Origin of the sequence: Streptomyces sp. NPDC050548 (genome assembly GCF_044457385.1) — a bacterium.
Classification (GTDB): Bacteria; Actinomycetota; Actinomycetes; order Streptomycetales; family Streptomycetaceae; genus Streptomyces.
Window position 1 is genome coordinate 960,697 of record NZ_JBITGV010000001.1, and the last position, 23,095, is coordinate 983,791.

Consider the following 23,095-nt stretch of genomic DNA (forward strand, 5'->3'; position numbering starts at 1 on the left):
GCGAATTCATTGCCCCAAGGCGGTCATCAGCCGATCACTTTCGAACACTTATTCCATTTCCGGAGATCCGGGCTTCCGGGCCCAACAGGCTCCCCGTTACGCCGGATTGTCGTGCGGTGTGCTCCGGGAGCGTGCCCGCTGCCAGCGGGCCAGCAACCCTTCGGGGACCTCTTCCGCGGTGAGCGCGAAGACGAGATGGTCGCGCCAGGCGCCGTCGATGTGGAGATAACGGGGCCTGAGCCCCTCCTCCCGGAATCCGAGTTTCTCGACGACCCGTCGGCTGGGGCCGTTCTCCGGGCGAATGCAGACCTCGATGCGGTGCAGTCCCACGGCCCGGAAACAGTGGTCGACGACGAGTGCCACGGACGTCGGCATCACTCCGCGCCCGGCCACCGACTCGTCCACCCAGTAGCCGATGTGGCCCGAGCACATGGAGCCCCAGGTGATCCCGGCGACCGTCAACTGCCCGACCAGGCGCCCCTGGTACTCGATGACGAACGGCAGCATCCGGCCCGCGTTCGCCTCGGAGCGCAGGTGTCTGACCATCTGGCGGTAGGTCGGCCGGTGCGCGATCGGTCCGCTGGGCGTGGGCGGCGGAATGGTCGCCTCCCAGGGGCGCAGCCAGTCCCGGTTGCGCCGGTTGACCTCGCGCCAGTCCCGCTGGTCGCGGAGTTTTATCGGCCTCAGGACGATGTCGCCGTCCGCCAGTACGGCGGGCCAGGATGGGCTGTTCAGCTCGCACCCCCACTGGTGTCGGCGGGTCTGGGGTGATCGCCGCCTCGGATCTGGTCGACGGCGTGCGCCAGCAGGGGTTCCAGGACGGCGAGGCCGTCCTTCACCCCGCCGGTGGAACCCGGCAGGTTGACGATGAGTGTGCGCCCGGCGACTCCGGCCAGGCCACGGGAGAGCGCCGAGGTCGGCACCTTCTCCCGGCCGAACGCGCGGATGGCCTCGGCGATGCCCGGCACCTCGTAGTCGATCACCGCGCGGGTGGCCTCCGGGGTGCGGTCGGTAGGCGAGACGCCGGTGCCGCCGGTGGTGACGACGGCGTCGTACCCGGCCGCTACGGCGGCGCGCAGGGCGGCCTCCACCGGGTCGCCGTCGGGGACCACCTGGGGGCCCTCGACCGCGAAGCCGAAGTCCTTGAGGCCTGCGGCGATCAAGGGACCGCCCCTGTCCTCGTAGACCCCGGAGGCGGCGCGGTTGGAGGCGGTGACCACCAGTGCCCGGTACGGCGCGGGCAGCGCGCCGCCGGCCGAATCGTCGGGACTCATGTCCGGCTCCAGTCCCCCGACTTGCCGCCCGTCTTCTCCTCCACGCGTACGTCCGTGATGACCGCTCCCTTGTCGACCGCCTTGACCATGTCGATCACGGTGAGCGCGGCGACGGAGACCGCGGTGAGGGCCTCCATCTCGACGCCCGTGCGGTCCGTCGTCTTCACGGTGGCCCGGATCCGTACGGCGTCGTCCGTGACCGACAGGTCCAGTTTCACACCCGACACCGACAACGGGTGACAGAGCGGGATCAGATCGGGAGTGCGTTTGGCGCCCATGATCCCCGCGATGCGCGCGGTGGCCAGGGCGTCGCCCTTGGGGACTCCCTCGCCGCGCAGGAGTTCGACCACGCGGGGCGAGACGAGGACGCGTCCGGTGGCGGTGGCGGTGCGCGCGGTCACGTCCTTGCCGGACACGTCGACCATCCGGGCGGCGCCCGCGTCGTCGATGTGCGTGAGGCGGTCCTGCTCAAGGGGTCCGGGGGTGTCCCCCCGGAAAGGCTCAGTCATGCTGTGTGGCGCTCCCGGTCCGGGCGTGTTGTGCGCGACACGGTACCGCCAACCAGGAGTACTCAGCCGAGCAGGACCACCTCGACCTCGGTGCCGGGTTCGACGGACTCGACGTCCTCGGGGACGACGATCAGCGCGTCGGCCAGCGCGAGGGCCGCGACCAGGTGCGATCCGGCGCCCCCTACGGGGGTGACCTCGCCGTCGGCGTACGTCCCGCGGAGGAATTGTCTGCGCCCCTTCGGGGAGGTCAGCGCCTTGTCGGTGGTGAGGGTGGCGCGGGTTCTGGGGCGGTGGACGTCGTCGAGGCCCATGAGGGTGCGGATCGCGGGGCGGGCGAACAGCTCGAAGGAGACGTACGACGACACCGGGTTGCCGGGGAGGGCGAGCAGCGGGATGTGGTCGGGGCCGATGGTGCCGAAGCCCTGGGGTTTGCCGGGCTGCATGGCGAGCTTGCGGAAGTCGATCCCGGCGCCCTCCTCGTCCTCGTCCCCCGCGGAGGACAGCGCCTCCTTGACGACGTCGTACGCCCCGACGCTCACGCCGCCGGTGGTGACCAGGAGGTCGGCGCGGACGAGCTGGTCCTCGATGGTGTCGCGGAGGGTCTCGGCGTCGTCCGCGACGGCGCCGACGCGGTAGGCGATGGCGCCGGCGTCGCGGGCGGCGGCGGTGAGGGCGAAGCTGTTGGAGTCGTAGATCTGGCCGTCGCCCAACTGCTCGTCGGGCTGGACGAGTTCGCTGCCGGTGGACATGACGACCACGCGCGGGCGGGGGCGGACGCGGACGGTGCCGCGGCCGATGGCGGCGAGCAGGGCGATCTGGGGCGGGCCGAGGATCGTGCCGGCGTCCAGGGCGCGGTCGCCGGCCTTCACGTCGCTGCCCTTCGCGCGCACGTGCGCGCGTGCCTCGGCCGAGCGGTACACGTGCACATGGCCGCCGGCCGCCTCGGGGGACTGGCTGCGGGCGCGCATGCCGGTGACCGGTCCTCCGCCGAGGCCTCCGTCGGTCCACTCCACGGGGACGACGGCCTCGGCGCCGGGCGGGAGCGGGGCGCCGGTCATGATGCGGGCGGCCTCACCGGGGCCCACGTGGAGCGGTTCGGCCTGGCCCGCCGCGACGTCGCCGACGACCGTGAGGACGGCCGGGTACTCCTCGCTGGCGCCCGCGACGTCCGTGACCCGCACCGCGTAGCCGTCCATCGAGCTGTTGTCGAAGGGCGGGAGCGAGACCGGCACCGTGATGTCCTCGACCAGGACGCAGCCCTGGGCGTCGAGCAGTTGCAACTCGATGGGTTCCAGGGGGCGGACGGTCGCGAGGATGTCCTCCAGGTGCTCGTCCACCGTCCAGAGGTGGTCGGGTCCTGTGGTGCGGTTCGCGGCGGTGCTCAACGTTGCTACATCTCCTCGGCTACGTAACTGCGAAGCCAGGCGCGGAAGTCCGGGCCCAGGTCTTCACGTTCGCACGCGAGTCTGACAATGGCACGCAGATAGTCGCCCCGGTCTCCGGTGTCATAGCGGCGGCCCTTGAAGACGACGCCGTGCACCGGTCCGCCGACCTTCTCGTCGGTGGCCAACTGCTGGAGGGCGTCGGTGAGCTGGATCTCGCCGCCGCGGCCGGGCTCGGTCTTGCGCAGTATGCCGAAGATGTGGGGGTCGAGGACGTAGCGGCCGATGATCGCGTAGTTCGACGGGGCGTCGGCCGCCTCCGGCTTCTCGACCAGGCCGGTGACCTTGACGACGTCGTCGTCCGCGGTGGCCTCCACGGCCGCGCAGCCGTAGAGGTGGATCTGTTCGGGTGCGACCTCCATGAGGGCGACGACACTGCCGCCGTGCTGCTCCTGAACCTCGACCATGCGCGCGAGGAGGGGGTCCCGGGGGTCGATCAGGTCATCCCCGAGGAGGACGGCGAAGGGTTCGTGGCCGACGTGCGGGGCCGCGCACAACACCGCGTGGCCGAGGCCCTTGGGGTCTCCCTGGCGGACGTAGTGCATGGTCGCGAGGTCGCTGGACTCCTGGACCTTGGCCAGCCGGCTCGCGTCGCCCTTCTTCTGGAGGGCGGATTCGAGCTCGTAGTTGCGGTCGAAGTGGTCCTCAAGGGGGCGCTTGTTGCGTCCGGTGATCATGAGAACGTCGTCGAGCCCCGCCGACACGGCCTCTTCGACCACGTACTGGATCGCGGGCTTGTCCACGACCGGCAGCATCTCCTTGGGAGTTGCTTTCGTGGCCGGCAGGAACCTGGTGCCGAGACCGGCTGCGGGAATGACAGCCTTGCTGATCCTGGGGTGCGACTGAGTCATGTCCGAACCCTATCCGGTGCCTTTGTGCAGAATCTGTGGCTCCGGTTAATACGCTCTCATATGAGCACATTGGAAAGGATACGGGTGGGACCTGTGCGTCACCTGGGACGTGAACACGAGCCTGACAAGCGAATGTTGCGACGAGAGTTCCTCGCGGTGAGGAACAGGTTGACGGCCGGTGACGTGCGGGAAGCCGCCGCCGCGCTCGCCGGTCGCGCGCTGGAGCTGCCAGAACTGGCGCACGCGCGCACGGTGGCGGCGTACGTCTCCGTAGGGGGCGAGCCGGGAACGCTCGCCCTGCTGGACGCACTCCGCGCGCGGGACATCGACGTCCTGCTCCCCGCGCTCCTCCCGGACAACGACCTCGACTGGGGCGCCTACGACGGCGAGGACTCGCTCTCCCAGGTCCAACACGGCGGAAAGATGGCCCTGTTCGAGCCGTCCGGCAAGCGGCTCGGCCCGGACGCCGTGACGGCCGCCGACGTCGTCCTGCTGCCCGGTCTGGCGGTCGACGGGCGCGGGATGCGGCTGGGACGCGGCGGGGGGTCGTACGACCGCGTGCTGGCGCGCCTGGAACGGGCGGGCGCGCATCCCGCGCTGGTGGTGCTGCTGTACGACTCCGAGGTCGTCGGACATGTCCCCGCCGAGGCGCACGACCGGCCGGTGCGGGCGGCGGTGACACCGAGCGGCGTGCACCGGTTCCCGGGGAACTGAAATGGCCCTCCACGCGCGCGTGGAGGGCCATTTCGGATGTCAGCCGCTCACGGTTTCAGCACCAGGGTGTCGCTCGTGCTGTTGTCGACCGCCTTGGACGAGAAGGACCACGACAGCAGTTCGCCGTTGACCCACTTGCCGGTCTGGTCGGTGTAGTGCGCACTGAAGGCGTGCCCGGAGGCCCCTGTGAGGTTGATCCACTTGGACTTGTCGAAGTTGTCCAGGTTGACCACCATGCGCATCGACGGCACCCAGACCACTCCGTAGCCGCCGGCCGCGTTCCAGCCGGTGGCGTTGACCGTGGCCTCGCCGCCGCTGAGCTTCCAGGGGCCGCGGTTGAGGATGTACTGGACGATGGCGGGGCCCTCGGTGCCCAGGGTCTGGTTCTTCAGGAACAGGCGGTGCAGCCGGCCCCAGCTCCAGGTGTCGATGTCCTTGCCGAGCTTGGCGGTCAGCTCCCAGCGGGCGTCGATCATGGCGCGCTTGAAGAGCTGGTTCATGTTGCTCGCGCCCGGCCGGGTGCCCGACTTGGGGGTCGTCCACCAGGCGCTGGTGGGGTCGTCCATGAGCTTGCGGACGACCTCGAACCAGCGGTCGCCACCGTCCGGCTGCGCCTGGTCCGCGTCGCGCTCGCCGCACTCGCGCACCTTCTGGTTGTCCTCGTCGGCAGGCCCTGTGGTGTCGACCGGCGAGACGTACAGGCACTGGCCCTTAACCCGCAGCTCCTTGGGCAGCTTGTTGCCGAAGGCGAGCTTGAGGATGTTGCGCCAGACCGAGTTGAAGTAGGCGGCGGCCGCCGAATCGGCGTCCTGGGTGTAGTCCCAGCCCTCCAGGAGCTTCTGCGCCTGGCGCACGTCCGGGTCGGGCTCGTCGATCTTCAGCAGCTTGGGTACGAGCAGCTTGGCGATCTCGCTGCTGTCGTCGAGCTGCATCTGCCGCATGTCGTCGGTGGAGATCTTGCCGCCGCCGTCGATCTTCGACTGGATCAGATCGGTGATGCGCTGACTACGGGTGCCGTATCCCCAGTCCGTGGTGAGCGTGTACGGGTACTTGTCCTTGTCGATCACCGCCTGGTTCGCGGTGACGATGTAGCCGCGCTTCGGGTTGTACTCGTACGGCAGCGCGGCCTGCGGGATGTAGCCGGTCCAGTCGTACTTGGAGTCCCAGCCGGGCACCGGCAGCGAGCCGTCGCCCTTCCCGCGCACGGGAATCTTTCCGGGCAGCGTGTAGCCGATGTTGTTCTTGGTGTCGGCGTAGACGAGGTTCTGCGAGGGCACGTCGAACTTCGTGGACGCCGCGCGGAACTCGCTCCAGTCGGACGCCTTGTCGATGGCGAAGACGGCGTCCATGGTGGTGCCCGGGTCCTCGGCGGTCCAGCGCAGGGAGATGGCGTAGCCGTCGCCTCTGTCCGGGGCCGCGGTGTCGACGGTGGCCTTCTTGCCGACCTTCACTAGCTCGTCGTTGCGGTCGGACAGCAGCGGGCCGTTGTTGGTCTCCCGGACGACGATCTTCTTGGACGCGCCGCCGGCGACCTTGATGGTCTCGGTGCGGCTCGTGAAGGGCTTCGTCGTGCCGTCGTACAGGTAGCCGTCGCCGGAGAGCTTCTCCAGGTAGAGGTCGGTGGTGTCGACCCCGGAGTTGGTCATGCCCCAGGCGATGTCCTGGTTGTGGCCGATGACGACACCGGGCATGCCCGCGAAGGTGTAGCCGGTGACGTCGTACTGGCACTTGCTGGAGATCACGCGGCAGTGCAGGCCCATCTGGTACCAGACGGACGGCAGCGACGCCTCCAGGTGCGGGTCGTTGGCCAGGAGGGGCTTGCCGGTGATGGTGTGTGCCCCGCCGACGACCCACGAGTTGGAGCCGATGCCCTGGCCGTTCACGCCGACGGCCGTCGGGAGGTCGTCCAGGACGTTCGAGAGGCCCGCGAGCTGGCTCGTGAGGGCCGAACCCGACGAGGACGACGTGGAACCCGTCGTGCCGCTCGTGGACGTGCTGGAGGCGCCGTCACCGCCGTTGAACGTCTTGGTGTACTCGTCGTACTCGCCCACGGTGACGATCGGTTCGTTGCGGCCGTACGGATACTCCGGGTACAGGTCCGCGATCTGCTGGGGGCCGAGGCGGGTGGTCATCAGCGCGCGGTCGATCTCGTCCTGCATGTTGCCGCGCAGGTCCCAGGCCATCGCCTTGAGCCACGAGACCGAGTCGACCGGGGTCCACTTCTCGGGCTTGTAGTCGTTGGTGAAACCGAGAGCCGCGTACTCCAGGGAGATGTCTTTCCCGTCCTTGCCCTGGAGGTAGGCATTGACCCCCTTGGCGTAGGCCTGGAGGTACTTCTTCGTGGAGGCCGACAGCGTGGTGTCGTACTCCTTCTTGGCGACCCGGTCCCAGCCCAGGGTGCGCAGGAACTCGTCGTCCTTGACCTGGCTCTTGCCGAACATCTCGGACAGCCGCCCGGACGTCATGTGCCGGCGCACGTCCATCTCGTAGAACCGGTCCTGCGCCTGGACGTAGCCCTGTGCCATGAACAGGTCAGCGTCGGAGGACGCGTAGATCTGCGGGATGCCGTAGCTGTCGCGTTTGACATCGACGGGTCCCGAGAGGCCTTCGAGGGTGATCGAACCCGTGGTCTGCGGCAGGGAGGCCCGGACGGTACTGACGGACCAGTAGGCGCCGTAGGCGATGCCCCCGATGATGGCCATTACCAGGACGAGAACCAATAGACGGGCTTTGCGCCCCTTTTTCCTGCCGGACTTGCCGGGCTTATGACCCGATGAGGCGGTGGTGTTGGGGGGCATCGCTGTCCTTGCTGTCCTAACGCGAGCGGCAGGGCGGGCTGTGCTTTTGACTGAGCGCTGGAGCAACCATAGGCGCAGGCTTCCGAGCGACTTGACGCGGAGTCGGGTACCGGCGCGGACGGGCGTTCGATCTTGCCTCGGGAAGCGTCAAGAAAGCGTCAAGAGTTAGGTAAGGTAACGAAGTACTTGGATGCGTGGCGCCGCAGTCTCGCGTCCCCTGTACATGTGCTGCCGCCCCGGACGCGCGTCAGCCGAGGAAGGGAAGCCTTCTGACTGTCCACCACCTCGACCAGCTCCTGCTCGTCTGCTCGCTCGTCCTGCTCGTCGCCGTCGCGGCGGTCCGGATCTCCTCGCGCAGCGGGCTCCCCAGCCTGCTCGTCTACCTGGGGATCGGCATCGCCATGGGCCAGGACGGCGTCGGCGACATCCACTTCGACAACACCGAACTGACCCAGGTCATCGGATACGCGGCCCTGGTCGTGATCCTGGCCGAGGGCGGCCTCGGCACGAAGTGGACAGAGGTCGGGCCGGTCCTGTCGTCGGCCGCCACACTGGCGCTGGCAGGGGTGGCGGTGAGCGTCGGCGTCACGGCCGCGGGCGCGCACTATCTGGTCGGACTGGAGTGGCGGCAGGCGTTCATCGTCGGGGCGGTGGTGTCCTCGACGGACGCGGCGGCGGTCTTCTCCGTGCTGCGCAGAATCCCCCTCCCCGCGCGCGTGACGGGCACTTTGGAGGCCGAGTCCGGCTTCAACGACGCCCCGGTGGTCATCCTGGTCGTCGCCTTCTCCACCGCGGGCCCGGTCGAGCACTGGTACGCACTGGTGGGCGAGATAGCCCTGGAGCTGGCCATCGGCGCGGCCATCGGTCTCGCGGTGGGCTGGCTCGGCTCCTGGGGGCTGCGGCACGTGGCACTGCCCGCCTCCGGCCTCTACCCGATCGCCGTGCTGGCGATCGCGGTCACCGCCTACGCGGCGGGCGCCCTGGCGCACGGCAGCGGCTTCCTCGCGGTCTATCTCGCCGCGATGACGCTCGGCAACGCAAAGCTGCCCCACTGGCCCGCGACGCGCGGCTTCGCCGACGGGCTGGGCTGGATCGCCCAGATCGGCATGTTCGTCCTGCTCGGCCTGCTGGTCACCCCGCACGAACTGGGGGACGACGTCTGGCCGGCGCTGATCATCGGCCTGGTGCTGACGATGGTGGCCCGGCCGCTGAGCGTGGTGGTCAGCCTCACACCGTTCCGGGTGCCCTGGCAGGAGCAGACGCTGATGTCCTGGGCGGGGCTGCGCGGCGCCGTGCCCATCATCCTGGCGACCATCCCCATGGTGAACGGCGTCACCGGCAGCCGTCGCGTCTTCAACATCGTCTTCGTCCTGGTCGTCGTCTACACCCTCGTCCAGGGACCGACGCTGCCCTGGCTGGCGCGCAAGCTGAAGCTGGGCGAGGGGCCGGAGGCCGCCGACCTCGGCATCGAATCGGCACCCCTGGAGCGGCTGCGCGGCCATCTGCTGTCCGTCGCGATCCCCGCGGAGTCCAAGATGCACGGCGTCGAGGTCAATGAGCTGCGCCTGCCGGCCGGGGCCGCGGTGACCCTGGTCGTACGCGACGGAAAATCGTTTGTTCCGCTGCCCTCGACGGTCCTGCGGCACGGCGACGAACTCCTGGTCGTGGCAACGGATCCGGTCCGGGACGCGGCCGAACGGCGGCTGCGGGCGGTGGGTCGCGGCGGGAAGCTGGCGGGATGGCTGGGCACGGACAACACGGCGACCGGACGTTAAGGGCATGTTTCGTACGGTTCACACGTTCACCAATCGCAGGTGAACGCGCGCATGGTGCCCGTTTTCACAGGTCCACCAGCCTTCGCTCCCTGTACGATGAAGGCACATTTTGATCGAACCAACTCTGCCTGACGCAGTGCTGGCGCGACCGTATGGCGGCCGAATCCCTCATCCGCAGTGGGCACCGGTATCTACCGCAGTTCCGCGCAAGAGGACAGTGCTCGGCGCCGCCTCGACAAAGAGGTACCGCGCTACCAGGTGGCAGAAAGGCACGGGCCGTGGCATCCACGGTCACCTCTCGTCCTGGATACGGGCAATTGCTGCGTACGCGCGGCGCCTGGACGTTCCTGCTTCCCGGCTTCGCGGCACGCCAGCCGTTCGCGATGCTCACCATCTCCATCGTGCTGCTCGTACAGCACACCACCGGCTCCTACGGCGCTGCGGGCGCCGCCGCGGCCGTCACCGGCGTCTCCATGGCCCTCTTCGCGCCCTACAGCGGGCGCCTGGCCGACCGCCACGGGCAGCGGGCCGTACTGATCCCCGGCGTCCTGGTGCACTCGCTGTCGGGCCTGACGTTCACCGCGCTCGCGCTCGGCCACGCTCCCCTGTGGGCACTGTTCGTGGCGGCCGTGCCGACCGGCGCCTCGGTGCCGCAGATCGGGCCCATGGTGCGTGCCCGCTGGGGCGTGAGGCTCCAGGACTCGCCCCTCATGACGACCGCCGCCGCCTTCGAGTCCGTCACCGACGAACTGACCTTCGTCTTCGGCCCGTTGCTCGCGACCGCCCTGTGCACCACCGTGAACCCGGCGGCCGGCCTGATCACGGAGGCCGGGCTCACCCTGGTCGGCGGTCTGCTGTTCGCCGCACAGAAGAGCACCCAGCCCACGGTGACCACCGACGGGCACGCACGCGTGGAGCACGTTTCCGCACTGCGCGTCCCCGGAGTGCGCGTGCTGATCGTGACCTTCCTGGGCATCGGTTCCGTCTTCGGGGGCATGCAGGTCTCCCTGGCCGCCTTCACCGAGTCGATCGGCGAACCCGGCCTGAACGGCGTCCTCTACGGCACCTTCGCCGCCGGCAACATGCTCTCCGGGGTCGTCTGCGGTGCCGTCGCCTGGAAGGTCGCCCCGCAGCGCCGTCTCCTCGTCGGCTACGCGGCCCTCGCGCTGACCGCGTCCGCCCTGTGGACCGCCCACTCGGTACTGCTCCTGGCCGCCCTCGGTCTCCTGGTAGGCATGTGCATCGCGCCCGCCCTGATCACCGGCTACACCCTGGTCGAGGGGCTCGTCCCGGCCTGCGCCCGCACCGAGGCCTTCACCTGGCTGACCAGCGCGGTCGCCCTGGGCCAGGCCGCCGCCGTCACCGTCGCCGGACAACTGGAGGACCGCCTGTGGGGCGGCGCCGGTTTCCTGGTGCCGATGGCCGGTACGGTGCTCGCCCTGGGAACCCTGATCGCGCTCCGGTCGCACCTCGCGACCCGGCCCCGCAGCCGCACCGTTGCACGTGGCGTCGGTCACCGCGTGCCGGTGGCAGTGGACTGATCCCCGGGAATACGTCACTATGGACGCTCGTTAGCACTCATTGACTGAGAGTGCCAGGAGGAAGACACAGTGCCGACCTACCAGTACCAGTGCACCGAGTGCGGCGAGGGCCTTGAAGCGGTCCAGAAGTTCACCGACGACGCGCTGACCGAGTGCCCCAATTGCGGTGGCCGTCTGAAGAAGGTGTTCTCCGCGGTCGGCATTGTCTTCAAGGGCTCCGGCTTCTACCGGAACGACAGCCGCGGCTCCTCGTCGAGCAGCTCGCCGGCCACCTCGAAGCCGTCGACGTCCTCGGACGCGAAGCCGTCGACCACGTCCTCGACCTCGGACTCCAAGTCGAAGTCGTCGAGTTCGGGCTCCTCGACCGGCAGCAACAGCTCGGCCGCGTAGGCCGCGCAACCGCGCAGGACTTCTCGACCGCGGGACCCTGTCGTCGTACGACGACAGGGTCTTCGGTGTTTTCCGAGCCGGTTCCGAGCCGGTTTCCACGCCGGTTCACGTACCGATTCCTGAGCCCGTTCCTGCGCCTTTTCGGCGGCGGCTAGTGTGCTGGTCATGGCGAACGCAGAGATCGGCGTAATCGGCGGCTCCGGCTTCTACTCGTTCCTGGACGACGTGACCGAGATCCAGGTGGACACGCCCTACGGACCACCCAGCGACTCCCTCTTCCTCGGCGAGATCGCCGGCCGGCGGGTGGCATTCCTGCCCCGGCACGGGCGCGGCCACCATCTGCCGCCGCACCGCATCAACTACCGGGCCAACCTCTGGGCGTTGCGCTCGGTGGGTGTGCGCCAGGTCCTCGGTCCGTGCGCGGTGGGCGGGCTGCGCCCCGAGTACGGGCCGGGCACGCTGCTGGTGCCGGACCAGCTGGTGGACCGTACGAAGTCCCGGGCTGCGACCTACTTCGACGGACTGCCGCTGCCCGACGGCACGGTGCCGAACGTGGTGCACGTGTCCCCGGCCGACCCCTACTGCCCGACCGGCCGGGCGGCGGCGCTGAAGGCGGCGCGCGGGCAGGACTGGGAGCCGGTCGACGGCGGCACGCTCGTGGTGGTCGAGGGGCCGCGCTTCTCGACCCGTGCCGAATCCCTCTGGCACCAGGCCCAGGGCTGGTCCGTGGTCGGCATGACCGGCCACCCCGAGGCACCACTAGCCCGTGAACTGGAGCTCTGCTACTCCTCGTTGACCCTGGTCACCGACCTCGACGCGGGCGCCGAGACCGGCGAGGGCGTCTCCCACGACGAGGTGCTGCAGGTGTTCGCGGCCAACGTGGACCGGCTGCGGGGCGTGCTGTTCGACACCGTGGCCGCACTGCCGGAGAACGGGGCACGGGACTGCCTGTGCGCGAACGCGCTGGGCGGGATGGATCCCGGGTTCGAGCTGCCGTAGACGGGCGTCGTGGGGAGGGGACGGTGAGGGCTTCCGCGCTGCGGAACTTCCCGTTCGGGTGAGGGAGTTGTCCACAACCGGCGGGTAGCACACGGGCTCCGGCAGGCCTTGACGAATTCCCGCATCGTGGGACCGCAAATCGATCCCTCGTCGCAGGTGGTGGTCCGCATGTCCCTCTCCCCTCCCTTTCCACGCCCGTTGGGCACCGATGCTCCGGCCACGTGCGAGGTGCCGCACTTCGCGCCGGTGCGGGTGCGCGGCGGGTGGTACCAACTGCGCCGGCTGCTACGGCACCGGAGGCGGGCCGTGGCCGCCGGGCTCGCGGTGACGGCGGTCGCGCTCATCGCGGCGGGCCCGCGCGATACGGCGGACGCGCGGCACGGCGAACGGCCCCGCGGGCATCCGGTGGCGGATCCGCTACGGCAGCAGCGCCGGGCGGTCGAGTGGGTGTCGGCGCCGGTGCGGATCGCCGACGCCGGTACGGTCCGGCTGTTGCGGTCCGGCGACCGGGTCGATGTGATCGCGGCACAGGACACGACGGCGGGCGGTGACGCCGAAGTGGTCGCGCGCGGGGCGCGGGTGACGAAGGTGCCCGAGCCGCTCGACGAGGCGGCCGGCAGCGGGGCGTTGGTGGTGCTCTCGGTGCCGCGTGCCACGGCGGCGCGGCTGGCCGGTGCGAGTGCCACGGCACGGCTGGCGGTGACGATGTGTTGAGCCGCGCTCTCCGTATCGTGAGTCGCGCCTTCCGGCGCATGTGCGAATTCGTGTCAAGTCCCTCGTTCGAGCTACCGAATTGGACACGGCGGCCACGCCTTGACGTAGGTTGCGGAGCTGTTCGTTCCACACCGTGCACGTGCGAGAAGAGGCTCCGAGTTGAGCGAGAAGAAGAAGGAACCGAGCGTCTGGCAGGGGTTCAAGACCTTCCTGATGCGCGGGAACGTCGTCGATCTGGCAGTAGCGGTGGTCATCGGCGCCGCCTTCACGAACATCGTCAACTCGGTGGTGAAGGGGCTCATCAACCCGCTCGTCGGCGCGATCGGCACGCAGAACCTCGACAGCTACAGCTCGTGCCTGAGCGACAGTTGCTCAGGGGACAAGGGCATCCAACTGATGTGGGGCTCGGTGCTGGGCGCCACCCTCAGCTTCGTGATCACCGCGGCGGTGGTCTACTTCCTGATGGTCCTGCCGATGTCGAAGTACCTGGCCCGGGTCGAGGCCCAGCGCAAGGCCAAGGAAGGCACCCACGAGGTCATCGAGATCACCGAGCTGGAGGTCCTCAAGGAGATCCGCGACGCGCTCGTCGCCCAGCGCGGCAACGGACACCGGGAGCCGTAGCCGACGGCTCAGATGTGGTGGGGCGGCTTCTCGTCGAGGAAACGCCTGAGATCGGCGGCGCTGTCGCCCTCGGCCCGCTCGCCCCACCCGCGATCCGTGTCGTCCGAGGAGGGCCGGCTCAGCGGGTCGTCGAAGACCAGCGCGGGCTTCGGCTCGATCGGATCGCGCGGCTCGGGGGCGGGGGCGGTACTCATACCTCAAGGGTACGGCCGAGGGGGCGCCTGACGGCGCCGCGGGCCGAGCGGTCGGTCCCGGCCGACCCGGCCGCTTCTGAAATCCCCGCCGTTATCTGCTGTGCTTGTCCGCATGACGTCCGAGATTCCAAGACCCCTGCGTCCGCTCACCGCCCGCGGCCGGGACGAACCGCACCGGGTCGCCTCGCCGCTGGAGCTCTTCTTCGACCTGTGTTTCGTCGTGGCCATCGCGCAGGCGGGCGTGCAGCTGGCGCACGCCGTGGCCGAGGGGCACGCGGGCGAGGGCGTTCTCAGTTACGCGATGCAGTTCTTCGCGATCTGGTGGGCCTGGATGAATTTCTCCTGGTTCGCCTCGGCGTACGACAACGACGACGTGCTCTACCGGGTCGTCACCCTGGTGCAGATCTCCGGCGTCCTGGTCCTGGCGGCCGGGGTCTCACGGGCCTTCGAGCAGCACGACTACCTGGTGGTCTGGCTCGGCTACGTGATCATGCGGCTGGCGATGGCCACGCAGTGGCTGCGGGCGGCACGGGCCGCCACCGGGCCGGAGCGGACGATGGCATTGCGGTACGCGGGCGGCGTGCTGCTCTGCATGGTCGGCTGGACGGGCCTGGTGGTCCTGCCGGAACCGGCCCGGGGCTGGGTGTTTCTCGTGATGGTGATCGCCGAGCTGTGCGTGCCGCGCTACGCGGAGAAAGACTTCCCTACGCCGTGGCATCCGCACCACATCTCGGAGCGGTACGGGCTGTTCACGATCATCGTGCTGGGCGAAACGATCGCGGCGGCCACGGTGGCCGTGAAGTCGGGCGTGGACGAGCACGAGGCGCTGGGCGAGCTGCTGCCCATCGCGGCGGGTGGACTGCTGATCGTGTTCGCCGCCTGGTGGATCTACTTCGTGGTGCCGATCCACGGCCATCTCCGGTCCAACCAGCAGGCGTTCCTTTGGGGTTACGGCCACTATCTGATCTTCGCGTCGGCGGCCACGATCGGCGCCGGCCTGGAGGTGGCGGTCACGGAGGCCATCGGCAAGGCGCACATCTCCACACTGGCCGCGTCCGCCGCGGTGACCGTGCCGACGGCGCTGTATCTGCTCAGCGTGTGGGCGCTGCACGCCCGTCACTACAAGGTGGGCGTCGCCCGGCAACTGGTGCTTCCCGTCTCGGCGTTGCTGGTGATCTGCTGCACCTTCCTGGGCTCCTGGGCGGTGCTGTCGGCGGGCCTGGTGTCGGCGCTGACGGTGGCGGTCGGCACGACCCTGACCGCACTCGCGGCCGCCGAGAAGAGCAGGGCCGAGGCGACGGTGACGGTGGGCTGACCGGCGCCCGCAACTGGCCGACCATCAGTGGAACAACCCCCCACACCCAGCCGACCAGCAGCACAACAACCACCCCCACCGCGCCGCCGGTCCCCGGATCCGTGTCGCGCTGCGTGAGACTGAACTCCATGACAGTTGACGCATTGACGGACGTGGCCGGGGTGCGGGTGGGCCATGCGACGCGGTCGGGGGACGGTTGGCTCACCGGTACGACCGTGGTGCTCGCGCCGGAGGGCGGGGCAGTGGCCGCAGTGGACGTGCGCGGCGGCGGACCCGGCACCAAGGAGACCGACGCGCTCGATCCGCGCAATGTGGTGCAGCGCGTCGAGGCGATCGTGCTGACCGGCGGCAGCGCGTACGGGCTGGACGCCGCGTCCGGGGTGATGGCCTGGCTGGAGGAGCAGGGGCGCGGGGTGCGGGTGGGCGCGGAACCGACGCATGTCGTGCCGGTGGTGCCCGCGGCCTGTGTCTTCGACCTGGGGCGGGGCGGCGATTTCAGGGCCAGGCCGGACGCGGCCACCGGGCGGGCCGCGGTGGAGGCCGCTGCGGCCAGCGGGCCGGGGGTGCGGGTGCGGGAGGGGTCCGTGGGCGCCGGTACGGGCGCCGCGGTCGGGCCGATGAAGGGCGGTGTCGGGACCGCGAGCATCGTGCTGGAGTCGGGGATCACGGTGGCGGCGCTGGTGGTCGCCAACGCGGCGGGGTCGGTGACGGATCCCGAAACGGGCGTCCTGTACGGGGAGTTGTTCCAGGGGCGCGTGACGTATCCGGAAGCGCATGTGCACGAGGCCGCGCGGCGGCGTCTCGCCGAGAGCGCCGCGAAGCACACGCCTCCCCCGCTGAACACGACGCTCGCGGTGGTCGCCACCGACGCTGACCTGTCCAAGGCGCAGGCGCAGAAGCTGGCCGGCACCGCGCACGACGGCATCGCGCGTGCCGTGCGGCCGGTGCATCTGCTGCACGACGGGGACACGGTGTTCGCGCTGGCCACCGGGGCCCGCCCGCTCGACGCCGCACACCCCCTCGCCCTGAACGACATCCTCGCGGCCGGCGCGGATGTGGTGACCCGGGCGATCGTGCGCGCGGTGCGGGCCGCCGAGTCGGTGGACGGGCCCGGCGGGGCGTGGCCGTCGTACGAGGAGCTGTACGGGAGGCGGTAGGGGCGGTAGAGGCGGTAGCGAGCCCTTGTGGCGGTGGGCGTCCGGTGTTTCCGGGGATCCGTCCCGGTGTTTGTCGCGGTTCTGTCACCGGATGGCGTTCGTGGGGAACGGCGGGAACCCGTGTGGGGGTTGGGGCGCTCTTTGTCCACGCATCGCAGCGGATCACGCAACACACATCACCACTGCGCATTTCGCACACCACACGAACCTGGAGCAGCCCGTGACAACGCCGGACATAGCAGCGCGGCGCGTACTGGGGGCCATCGCCGCCCTGGTGGTCGGCACCCTCACCCTCAGCGCGTGCGGCGGCAACGCCAGCGCGGACACCGACACCAGCGGCAAGGGCGGCGGGACGTCCGCCAAGACGTCCACCGCGAAGATCGTCATCTCGGCGAAGGACGGTTCGACCAACGCGTCCATCAACGCGACGGGCGTGCAGGTCAGCAACGGCAAGCTGACCGACGTGAAGATGACGGTGGCCGGCTCGGGGCAGGCCGTGGAGGGCGTGGTCTCCGCGAACGGCGGGAGCTGGAAGCCGAAGGAGCAGTTGGAGCGCGGTACGAAGTACCAGATCTCAGCGACCGCGAAGGACGCGAGCGGCAAGGTCTCCGCGGCCAACTCGATCTTCACGACGGTCAGTTCGGCCAACAGCTTCATAGGGACCTACACGCCGGACAACGGGACGACGGTCGGTGTGGGGATGCCGGTGTCGTTCACCTTCGACAAGGTGATCGGCGACAAGAAGGCCGTGCAGTCGCACATCACGGTGACGTCCAGCGGTGGGCAGCAGGTCGTGGGGCACTGGTTCGGGGCGCAGCGGCTCGACTTCCGGCCGCAGGAGTACTGGAAGGCCGGTTCCAAGGTCACGATGAAGATCGACCTGGACGGTGTCGAGGGCGCGAACGGCGTCTACGGCGTGCAGAAGAAGACGGTGACCTTCACCGTCGGCCGTTCGCAGGTCTCCACCGTCGACGTGAACACGCAGACCATGACGGTGGTGCGGGACGGCCAGACCCTCAAGTCGTTGCCGATCTCCTCGGGCAGCCCGGAACACACCACGTACAACGGGCAGATGGTGATCTCCGAGAAGTTCACGCAGACCCGGATGAACAGCCGGACGGTCGGTCTGGGCGGGGAGTACGACATCCCGGACGTGCCGCACGCGATGCGGCTGACCTCGTCGGGGACGTTCATCCACGGCAACTACTGGTACAACAAGGCCAATCCGCCCTTCGGTCAGACCGGCACCAGTCACGGCTGTGTGGGTCTCGCGGACGTGCAGGGCGCGCAGGGCGCCACGAACGCCAAGTGGTTCTACGACAACTCCCTCATCGGCGACGTCGTGATCGTGAAGAACTCCCCCGACAAGACGGTCGCCCCGGACAACGGGCTCAACGGCTGGAACCTGGCGTGGAGCGAGTGGACCGCCGGAAGTGCCGCCTGACCGGCAGGTTTTGACGGATCTTCGGGCCGCGCGGGAACATCTCGCGCGGCCCGCGCGTTTTCCCGGCATACGTTTTCTCGGTTCCTGGGCACGATGTCCGACCGAGGGGCTACGGTATGCACCCACAAGGTGACATGCAGCAACGCCGGGAGAAGCCTTGAGCGTTCCGTACGACACGGCAGCGTACGAACCACCTGAGTCGCACGAGTCTCCGGAGGAGCACCTCGCGCGACTGCTCGGCCGTGCCCTGAACTCCTTCGAGCTGCCGGACCAGACGATACGGCAGGTCATGGACTGTGCGCTGGCGTACGACAGTTCGCTGCACTCCGCGCACCACAGCGCGGGTCTGCACCGGGAGACGTACCGGCACACGTGGCTGCTCAGCGACGGTTCGGCGCTGACCCTGTGGGAGCTGGTCCACAACACCGTGCTGGGCCGTGAGGCGCAGCACGAGGTGTACGTCGACGAGGAGGAGCTGCGGACGGCGACCGCGCGGCTGCCGATGCCGCCGGACACGACGGACTTCGAACTCCCGGTGCTGGTGCACCTGTCACCGATCCCGGAGCCCCGGCACTCGTATCTGGCGGACAACTCGGCGGACCACGCGCGCCGCTTATTGCGCCGCGCGGAGAACGCGGACCGGCCGGACGAGGAGACGGCGGCGCTGCTGACGACGGCGTTCGCGCACCAGATCATCCAGGCCTTCGGCCGCCCCTACCGAGCGGGCCGCGCGGCGGTGTGCTTCTCGCTCTACGAGCACGCGTTCCTGCTGCCCGACGGCGCGGAGATCTCCCTGTGGGAGGTCGAGCACACGGCCACGCCGGACGGCCGTCACATGTGCGAGGTGTACGTCAGCGAGGACGCGGCCCGGGACGCGATGGAGCGGCGGGCCGCGCAGGTCTCGTAGAACCCCGGGCGGAACCCCGGGTCCGGCTCAGCGTCCGTCGCTGAGCTGTCGTACGAGACCCGCGAAGGCGTCGCGTTCGGCGGGGGTCAGTTCGACGGACTCCAGGTGGGGGGCGGTGTCCCGCTGGCCCGGGAGACCGTGGAGGGGGTGGGCCGCGTGCCAGACGGTGGGTTCGGCGAAGGCGCGGCGCAGGATGCGGGTCAGGCCGAGCACCCAGGCGACGGTCGCCAGGGCGAGAACGGCCACACCGGTCAGCTGGAGGATCGAGACGTGCGCAGGCATGCGTTCCAGTAGACACCACGGTCCGGGACCGTGGTCCCGGACCGTGACGTATCTCGCAGTTGCCGTGAACAACTCACAGCGGGCCAAAAGCGGCTAGGCGGCGATCGGCTGCTTGGCGTCCGCCGTGGGGGCGGATATGTCCTCCGGCGCTCCGGGAGCGGCAGCCCCCGCGGCCGGCTTGCGCATGCCCTTCAGTACGACGACCAGGCCCGCCGTGACGGACATGCCGACCGCGATGGCGATCAGGTAGAGGAACGGGCTGCCGATCAGCGGGACCACGAAGATGCCGCCGTGCGGGGCGCGCAGGGTGGCGCCGAAGGCCATCGACAGGGCGCCGGTGATCGCGCCGCCCACCATCGAGGACGGGATGACCCGCAGCGGGTCGGCCGCCGCGAACGGGATGGCGCCCTCGGAGATGAAGGAGGCGCCCAGCACCCAGGCGGCCTTGCCGTTCTCGCGCTCGGTCTCGGTGAAGAGCTTGCCGCGCACCGTCGTCGCCAGGGCCATCGCCAGCGGCGGGACCATGCCGGCCGCCATGACCGCGGCCATGATCTTCATCGCCGAGTCACTGGGGTTGGAGACCGCGATACCGGCGGTGGCGAAGGTGTACGCGACCTTGTTGACCGGGCCGCCGAGGTCGAAGCACATCATCAGGCCGAGCAGGGCGCCCAGCAGGATGGCGTTCGAGCCGCTGAGGCCGTTGAGCCAGTCGGTCATGCCCTTCTGCGCCGAGGCGATCGGCTTGCCGATCACCACGAACATCAGGAACCCGACGATCACCGTGGAGATCAGGGGGATCACCACCACCGGCATGATCCCGCGGACCGCCTTGGGGATCTTGACCCTCTGGATCGCCAGCACCACGCCACCGGCGATCAGACCGGCCGCCAGACCGCCGAGGAACCCTGCGTTGATGGTGGAGGCGATCATGCCGCCGACGAAGCCCGGCACCAGACCGGGGCGGTCGGCCATGCCGTAGGCGATGTAGCCGGCCAGCACCGGGACGAGGAAGCCGAAGGACACCACGCCGATCTGGAAGAGCAGCGCGGCCCAGCTGTCGCCCTGGGTCCACACGAAGTGGTCCATGACCGACGGTGCCTTGTTGATCGTGTACCCGCCGATCGCGAAGCCGAGGGCGATCAGCAGACCGCCGGCCGCGACGAACGGGACCATGTAACTGACGCCGGACATCAGCCACTTGCGGAGCATCGTGCCGTAGCCCTCGCCCGGCTCGCCGCCGCGTTCGACCGGCGTGGGCGCGGATCCGCCGCTGATCTCGCCGCGTTCCGCCTTGCCGCGGACCTCGGTGATCAGTTCGGCGGGGCGGTTGATGCCCGCCTTCACGCCGACGTCGACGGTCGGCTTGCCGGCGAAGCGTGCCTTCTCCCGTACGGGCACGTCGTGGGCGAAGATCACGGCGTCCGCCGCCGCGATCACCGCCGGGTCGAGCCGGGTGAAACCGGCCGAGCCCTGCGGCTCCACGACGAGGTCGACACCGGCCTCGCGGCCCGCGTTCTCCAGCGCCTCGGCCGCCATGTAGGTGTGCGCGATACCGGTGGGGCAGGAGGTGACGGCGACGATCCGGAACGGCTGCTCCTCGGCGCCGACGCCCTTGTCCGCCGTAGAAGCGGCTGCCGTGGAACTGCCCGCCGCGGCACCGGCGGAGGCCGCCGTCGGTGCCGCAGCGGAGTCTTCGGAGGTGCCCGCCGCGGGCGCCTCGTCGCCGCGGATCAGCGCCGCCGCGCTCTCCGCGTCGCCGACCGACCGCAGCGCGGACGTGAACTCGGCGTTCATGAGCTGCCGGGCGAGCGCCGACAGGATGGTGAGGTGGGCGTCGTCGGCCCCGGCGGGCGCGGCGATCAGGAAGATCAGGTCGGCGGGGCCGTCCGGGGCGCCGAAGTCGACGCCCTCCGCGCTGCGCCCGAAGGCGAGGGACGGCTCGGTGACGTACTCGCTGCGGCAGTGCGGGATGCCGATGCCGCCGTCGAGGCCTGTCGGCATCTGCGCCTCTCGGGCGGCCACGTCGGCGAGGAAGCCGTCCAGGTCGGTGACCCGGCCCTGGGCGACCATGCGCTCGGCGAGGGCACGTGCCGCCGCCTCTTTGGTATCGGCGGACAGGTCGAGGTCGACCAGGTCCGCGGTGATCATCTCGCTCATCGCGGGCTCCTTCGCACGCGTATCGCCCGGGGAGTGTCGTGGGCGGGGGTGGGGACGGGGGTACTGCGGTGTGTCGCGGTGGGGGTGGCGGCGGCGGTTAAGAGCGGGGAGTGCCGCCGCCCTGTGGTCGGTTCGAGGGGCGCCGTGGCGGCCGTGGAAACGTTCATGCGACGGGCTCCGTCAGTACGAGGTCCACCGGGACGTCGGGCGTGACCGTCACCGCGGACGGGTCGAGGTCGGCCGGGGTGGGCATCACGCTGCCGGGGAGCTGGACGGCCGCCGCGCCATGGGCGACGGCCGAGGCGAGGGCCTCCGGGCCGTGGCCGCCGGCGATCAGGAAGCCGGCCAGCGAGGAGTCCCCCGCGCCGACATTGCTGCGTACGGCGTCGACGCGCGCGCTGCCGTACCAGGCGCCCGAGGCGTCGACCAGCAGTTGGCCGTCGGCACCGAGGCTGGCGAGGACCGCGCCCGCGCCCAACTCCCGTAGTTCTTCGGCGGCCTTGACCGCGTCGCCGACGGTGGCGAGGGGGCGGGAGACGGCCTCGGCGAGTTCCTCGGCGTTGGGCTTGACGACGTCGGGGCGTTCGCGCAGGGCCTCGATGAGCGCGGGGCCGGAGGTGTCCAGGGCGATCCGGACGCCGGCGGCGTGCGCGCGGGCGACCAACTCGGCGTACCAGGACGGCGCGAGGCCGCGCGGGAGGCTGCCGCAGCAGGCGATCCAGTCGGCGTCCCGGGACTGCTGCCGCACCGTCTCCAGGAGCAACTCCTGTTCAGCGGCGGTCAGTTCGGGGCCGGGGGCGTTGATCTTCGTGAGGACGCCGTCCGCCTCGGCCAGCGCGATGTTCGAGCGGGTGGCCCCGGCGACCGGGACCGGCGCGACCTCGATGCCCTGCGCGTCGAGCAGGCTGGCGACCAGCGCGCCCGGCGCACCGCCCAGGGGCAGCACCGCGACCGTGCGCTGTCCGGCGGCGGCGACCGCGCGGGAGACGTTGACGCCCTTGCCGCCCGGGTCCATGCGCTCGCCGGTGGCCCGTATGACCTCGCCACGGTCGAGGGAGGGGACCTCGTAGGTGCGGTCGAGGGACGGGTTCGGGGTGACCGTGAGGATCATGCGCGCACTACTTCCATGCCGCCGCGCTCCATGGCGGTGGCGTCTTCTGGGCTCAGCCCGCTGTCGGTGATCAGGAGGTCCACGTCGCTCAGGGCGCCGAAGCGGGCGAAGTGCTCCTGGCCGTGCTTCGCGGAGTCGGCGAGCAGCACCACGCGGCGGGCGGCGCCCATCGCCGCGTGCTTGACCGCGGCCTCGGCGAGGTCGGGCGTGGTCAGCCCGTGCTCGGCGGAGAAGCCGTTGGCCGCCACGAACACGACGTCCGCGCGGATCTCGCCGTAGGCCCGCAGCGCCCAGGCGTCGACGGCGGCGCGCGTACGGTGCCGCACGCGCCCCCCGACGAGGTGGAGCTGCATGCCCGGGTGGTCCGCGAGGCGGGCCGCGATGGGCAGGGAGTGGGTGACGACGGTGAGTTCGGCCTCCAGCGGGACGATGCCCGCGAGGCGGGCCACCGTCGTACCGGCGTCGAGGATCACCGTGCCCTGCATGGGCAGTTCGGCGAGGGCCGCCTTGGCGATGCGGTCCTTCTCGTCGGCCGCCGTCGACTCGCGTTCGGCGAGGTCGGGCTCGAAGTCGAGCCGTCCGGCCGGTATGGCCCCGCCGTGCACCCGGCGGAGCAGGCCCGCGCGGTCGAGGGCCTTCAGGTCGCGGCGGATCGTCTCCGCCGTGACCTGGAACTCCTCGGCCAGCGACACGACGTCGACCCGGCCGCCGTCACGGGCCAGCCGGAGGATCTCCTGCTGCCGCTCCGGTGCGTACATGTCCGTTCGCCTCCGACCTGTGCCCGAACTTGTGGTTTCGCTCGGAGGCTACGCCCACATTTCCGGAAAGTAAACAGGTTCGGGCATCAGGCGGACATGAACGGGCAGAGAGGTAACAGAGGCACCATCAACGGGGATCAAC

22 protein-coding genes are annotated in these 23,095 nt (G+C 70.1%); 11 read left to right on the plus strand and 11 right to left on the minus strand.

Going from position 1 to position 23,095, the window contains the following annotated elements; all coding sequences use genetic code 11:
- Positions 1-96: 96 nt before the first annotated feature.
- The 5 genes from ACIBJH_RS04540 to galU form a co-directional block, all read right to left on the minus strand.
- Entirely contained in the window at positions 97-735 is a 639-nt protein-coding gene (locus tag ACIBJH_RS04540; RefSeq protein ID WP_026178195.1) for a GNAT family N-acetyltransferase, read from the minus strand.
- Positions 732-1,274, minus strand: a complete 543-nt coding sequence (locus ACIBJH_RS04545; RefSeq protein WP_399115335.1) for a molybdenum cofactor biosynthesis protein B — start codon at positions 1,272-1,274, stop codon at positions 732-734. The genes ACIBJH_RS04540 and ACIBJH_RS04545 overlap by 4 nt, the downstream gene beginning before the upstream one ends.
- A complete protein-coding gene (gene moaC / locus ACIBJH_RS04550) occupies positions 1,271-1,783 on the minus strand; it encodes a cyclic pyranopterin monophosphate synthase MoaC (RefSeq protein WP_399115336.1) in 513 nt (170 codons plus the stop codon). Before moaC ends, ACIBJH_RS04545 begins: the two co-directional genes overlap by 4 nt.
- A gap of 62 nt (positions 1,784-1,845) precedes the next feature.
- Complete coding sequence (glp, locus tag ACIBJH_RS04555) at positions 1,846-3,168, minus strand: gephyrin-like molybdotransferase Glp (protein ID WP_399115337.1); 1,323 nt, start codon at positions 3,166-3,168, stop codon at positions 1,846-1,848.
- A gap of 5 nt (positions 3,169-3,173) precedes the next feature.
- Entirely contained in the window at positions 3,174-4,076 is a 903-nt protein-coding gene (galU, locus tag ACIBJH_RS04560; RefSeq protein WP_093628497.1) for a UTP--glucose-1-phosphate uridylyltransferase GalU, read from the minus strand.
- A 132-nt stretch (positions 4,077-4,208) separates the two neighbouring features.
- Between galU and ACIBJH_RS04565 the strand changes: the two genes are divergently transcribed.
- Entirely contained in the window at positions 4,209-4,790 is a 582-nt protein-coding gene (locus ACIBJH_RS04565) for a 5-formyltetrahydrofolate cyclo-ligase (protein WP_399115338.1), read from the plus strand.
- Positions 4,791-4,837: 47 nt separating this feature from the next.
- Here ACIBJH_RS04565 and ACIBJH_RS04570 read toward each other — a convergent pair whose 3' ends face one another.
- Positions 4,838-7,588, minus strand: coding sequence for a penicillin acylase family protein (locus ACIBJH_RS04570; protein WP_399115339.1), 2,751 nt, complete (start codon positions 7,586-7,588; stop codon positions 4,838-4,840).
- A 194-nt stretch (positions 7,589-7,782) separates the two neighbouring features.
- Between ACIBJH_RS04570 and ACIBJH_RS04575 the strand changes: the two genes are divergently transcribed.
- The 6 genes from ACIBJH_RS04575 (at position 7,783) to mscL (ending at position 13,628) form a co-directional block, all read left to right on the plus strand.
- The gene (locus ACIBJH_RS04575) at positions 7,783-9,363 is read left to right on the plus strand and encodes a potassium/proton antiporter (RefSeq protein ID WP_399115341.1); all 1,581 of its coding nucleotides are present in this window, start codon (positions 7,783-7,785) and stop codon (positions 9,361-9,363) included.
- Between the two features lie 278 nt (positions 9,364-9,641).
- Positions 9,642-10,904: an MFS transporter gene (locus tag ACIBJH_RS04580; protein WP_399115342.1), complete on the plus strand. Its 1,263-nt coding sequence runs from the start codon at positions 9,642-9,644 to the stop codon at positions 10,902-10,904.
- Between the two features lie 69 nt (positions 10,905-10,973).
- Entirely contained in the window at positions 10,974-11,294 is a 321-nt protein-coding gene (locus ACIBJH_RS04585; protein WP_399115343.1) for an FmdB family zinc ribbon protein, read from the plus strand.
- Between the two features lie 165 nt (positions 11,295-11,459).
- Complete coding sequence (locus tag ACIBJH_RS04590) at positions 11,460-12,293, plus strand: S-methyl-5'-thioadenosine phosphorylase (RefSeq protein WP_399115344.1); 834 nt, start codon at positions 11,460-11,462, stop codon at positions 12,291-12,293.
- A 168-nt stretch (positions 12,294-12,461) separates the two neighbouring features.
- Positions 12,462-13,007, plus strand: coding sequence for a hypothetical protein (locus tag ACIBJH_RS04595; protein WP_399115345.1), 546 nt, complete (start codon positions 12,462-12,464; stop codon positions 13,005-13,007).
- A gap of 159 nt (positions 13,008-13,166) precedes the next feature.
- The gene (gene mscL, locus ACIBJH_RS04600; protein ID WP_359607160.1) at positions 13,167-13,628 is read left to right on the plus strand and encodes a large conductance mechanosensitive channel protein MscL; all 462 of its coding nucleotides are present in this window, start codon (positions 13,167-13,169) and stop codon (positions 13,626-13,628) included.
- Positions 13,629-13,636: 8 nt separating this feature from the next.
- Here the strand turns inward: mscL and ACIBJH_RS04605 are convergent, their stop codons facing one another.
- Positions 13,637-13,822 carry a hypothetical protein gene (locus ACIBJH_RS04605; RefSeq protein ID WP_200715036.1) on the minus strand — a complete coding sequence of 62 codons (186 nt, stop codon included), beginning with the start codon at positions 13,820-13,822 and terminating at the stop codon, positions 13,637-13,639.
- 112 nt (positions 13,823-13,934) lie between these two features.
- Between ACIBJH_RS04605 and ACIBJH_RS04610 the strand changes: the two genes are divergently transcribed.
- The 4 genes from ACIBJH_RS04610 (at position 13,935) to ACIBJH_RS04625 (ending at position 18,645) form a co-directional block, all read left to right on the plus strand.
- Complete coding sequence (locus ACIBJH_RS04610) at positions 13,935-15,137, plus strand: low temperature requirement protein A (RefSeq protein ID WP_399115346.1); 1,203 nt, start codon at positions 13,935-13,937, stop codon at positions 15,135-15,137.
- A gap of 128 nt (positions 15,138-15,265) precedes the next feature.
- Positions 15,266-16,294: a P1 family peptidase gene (locus ACIBJH_RS04615; RefSeq protein WP_399115347.1), complete on the plus strand. Its 1,029-nt coding sequence runs from the start codon at positions 15,266-15,268 to the stop codon at positions 16,292-16,294.
- A 220-nt stretch (positions 16,295-16,514) separates the two neighbouring features.
- Positions 16,515-17,738: an Ig-like domain-containing protein gene (locus tag ACIBJH_RS04620; protein WP_399115348.1), complete on the plus strand. Its 1,224-nt coding sequence runs from the start codon at positions 16,515-16,517 to the stop codon at positions 17,736-17,738.
- Between the two features lie 157 nt (positions 17,739-17,895).
- Positions 17,896-18,645: a DUF6227 family protein gene (locus tag ACIBJH_RS04625; protein WP_399115349.1), complete on the plus strand. Its 750-nt coding sequence runs from the start codon at positions 17,896-17,898 to the stop codon at positions 18,643-18,645.
- A gap of 27 nt (positions 18,646-18,672) precedes the next feature.
- Here the strand turns inward: ACIBJH_RS04625 and ACIBJH_RS04630 are convergent, their stop codons facing one another.
- The 4 genes from ACIBJH_RS04630 to ACIBJH_RS04645 all read right to left on the minus strand — a co-directional run bounded on the left by ACIBJH_RS04630 (position 18,673) and on the right by ACIBJH_RS04645 (position 22,953).
- On the minus strand, positions 18,673-18,927 hold the full coding sequence (locus ACIBJH_RS04630; protein WP_399115350.1) for a hypothetical protein: 255 nt from the start codon (positions 18,925-18,927) through the stop codon (positions 18,673-18,675).
- A gap of 93 nt (positions 18,928-19,020) precedes the next feature.
- The gene (locus ACIBJH_RS04635) at positions 19,021-21,084 is read right to left on the minus strand and encodes a fructose-specific PTS transporter subunit EIIC (RefSeq protein ID WP_399115351.1); all 2,064 of its coding nucleotides are present in this window, start codon (positions 21,082-21,084) and stop codon (positions 19,021-19,023) included.
- 163 nt (positions 21,085-21,247) lie between these two features.
- A complete protein-coding gene (gene pfkB, locus ACIBJH_RS04640) occupies positions 21,248-22,195 on the minus strand; it encodes a 1-phosphofructokinase (RefSeq protein ID WP_399115352.1) in 948 nt (315 codons plus the stop codon).
- The gene (locus ACIBJH_RS04645) at positions 22,192-22,953 is read right to left on the minus strand and encodes a DeoR/GlpR family DNA-binding transcription regulator (RefSeq protein WP_093628483.1); all 762 of its coding nucleotides are present in this window, start codon (positions 22,951-22,953) and stop codon (positions 22,192-22,194) included. The genes pfkB and ACIBJH_RS04645 overlap by 4 nt, the downstream gene beginning before the upstream one ends.
- Positions 22,954-23,095 lie beyond the last annotated feature (142 nt).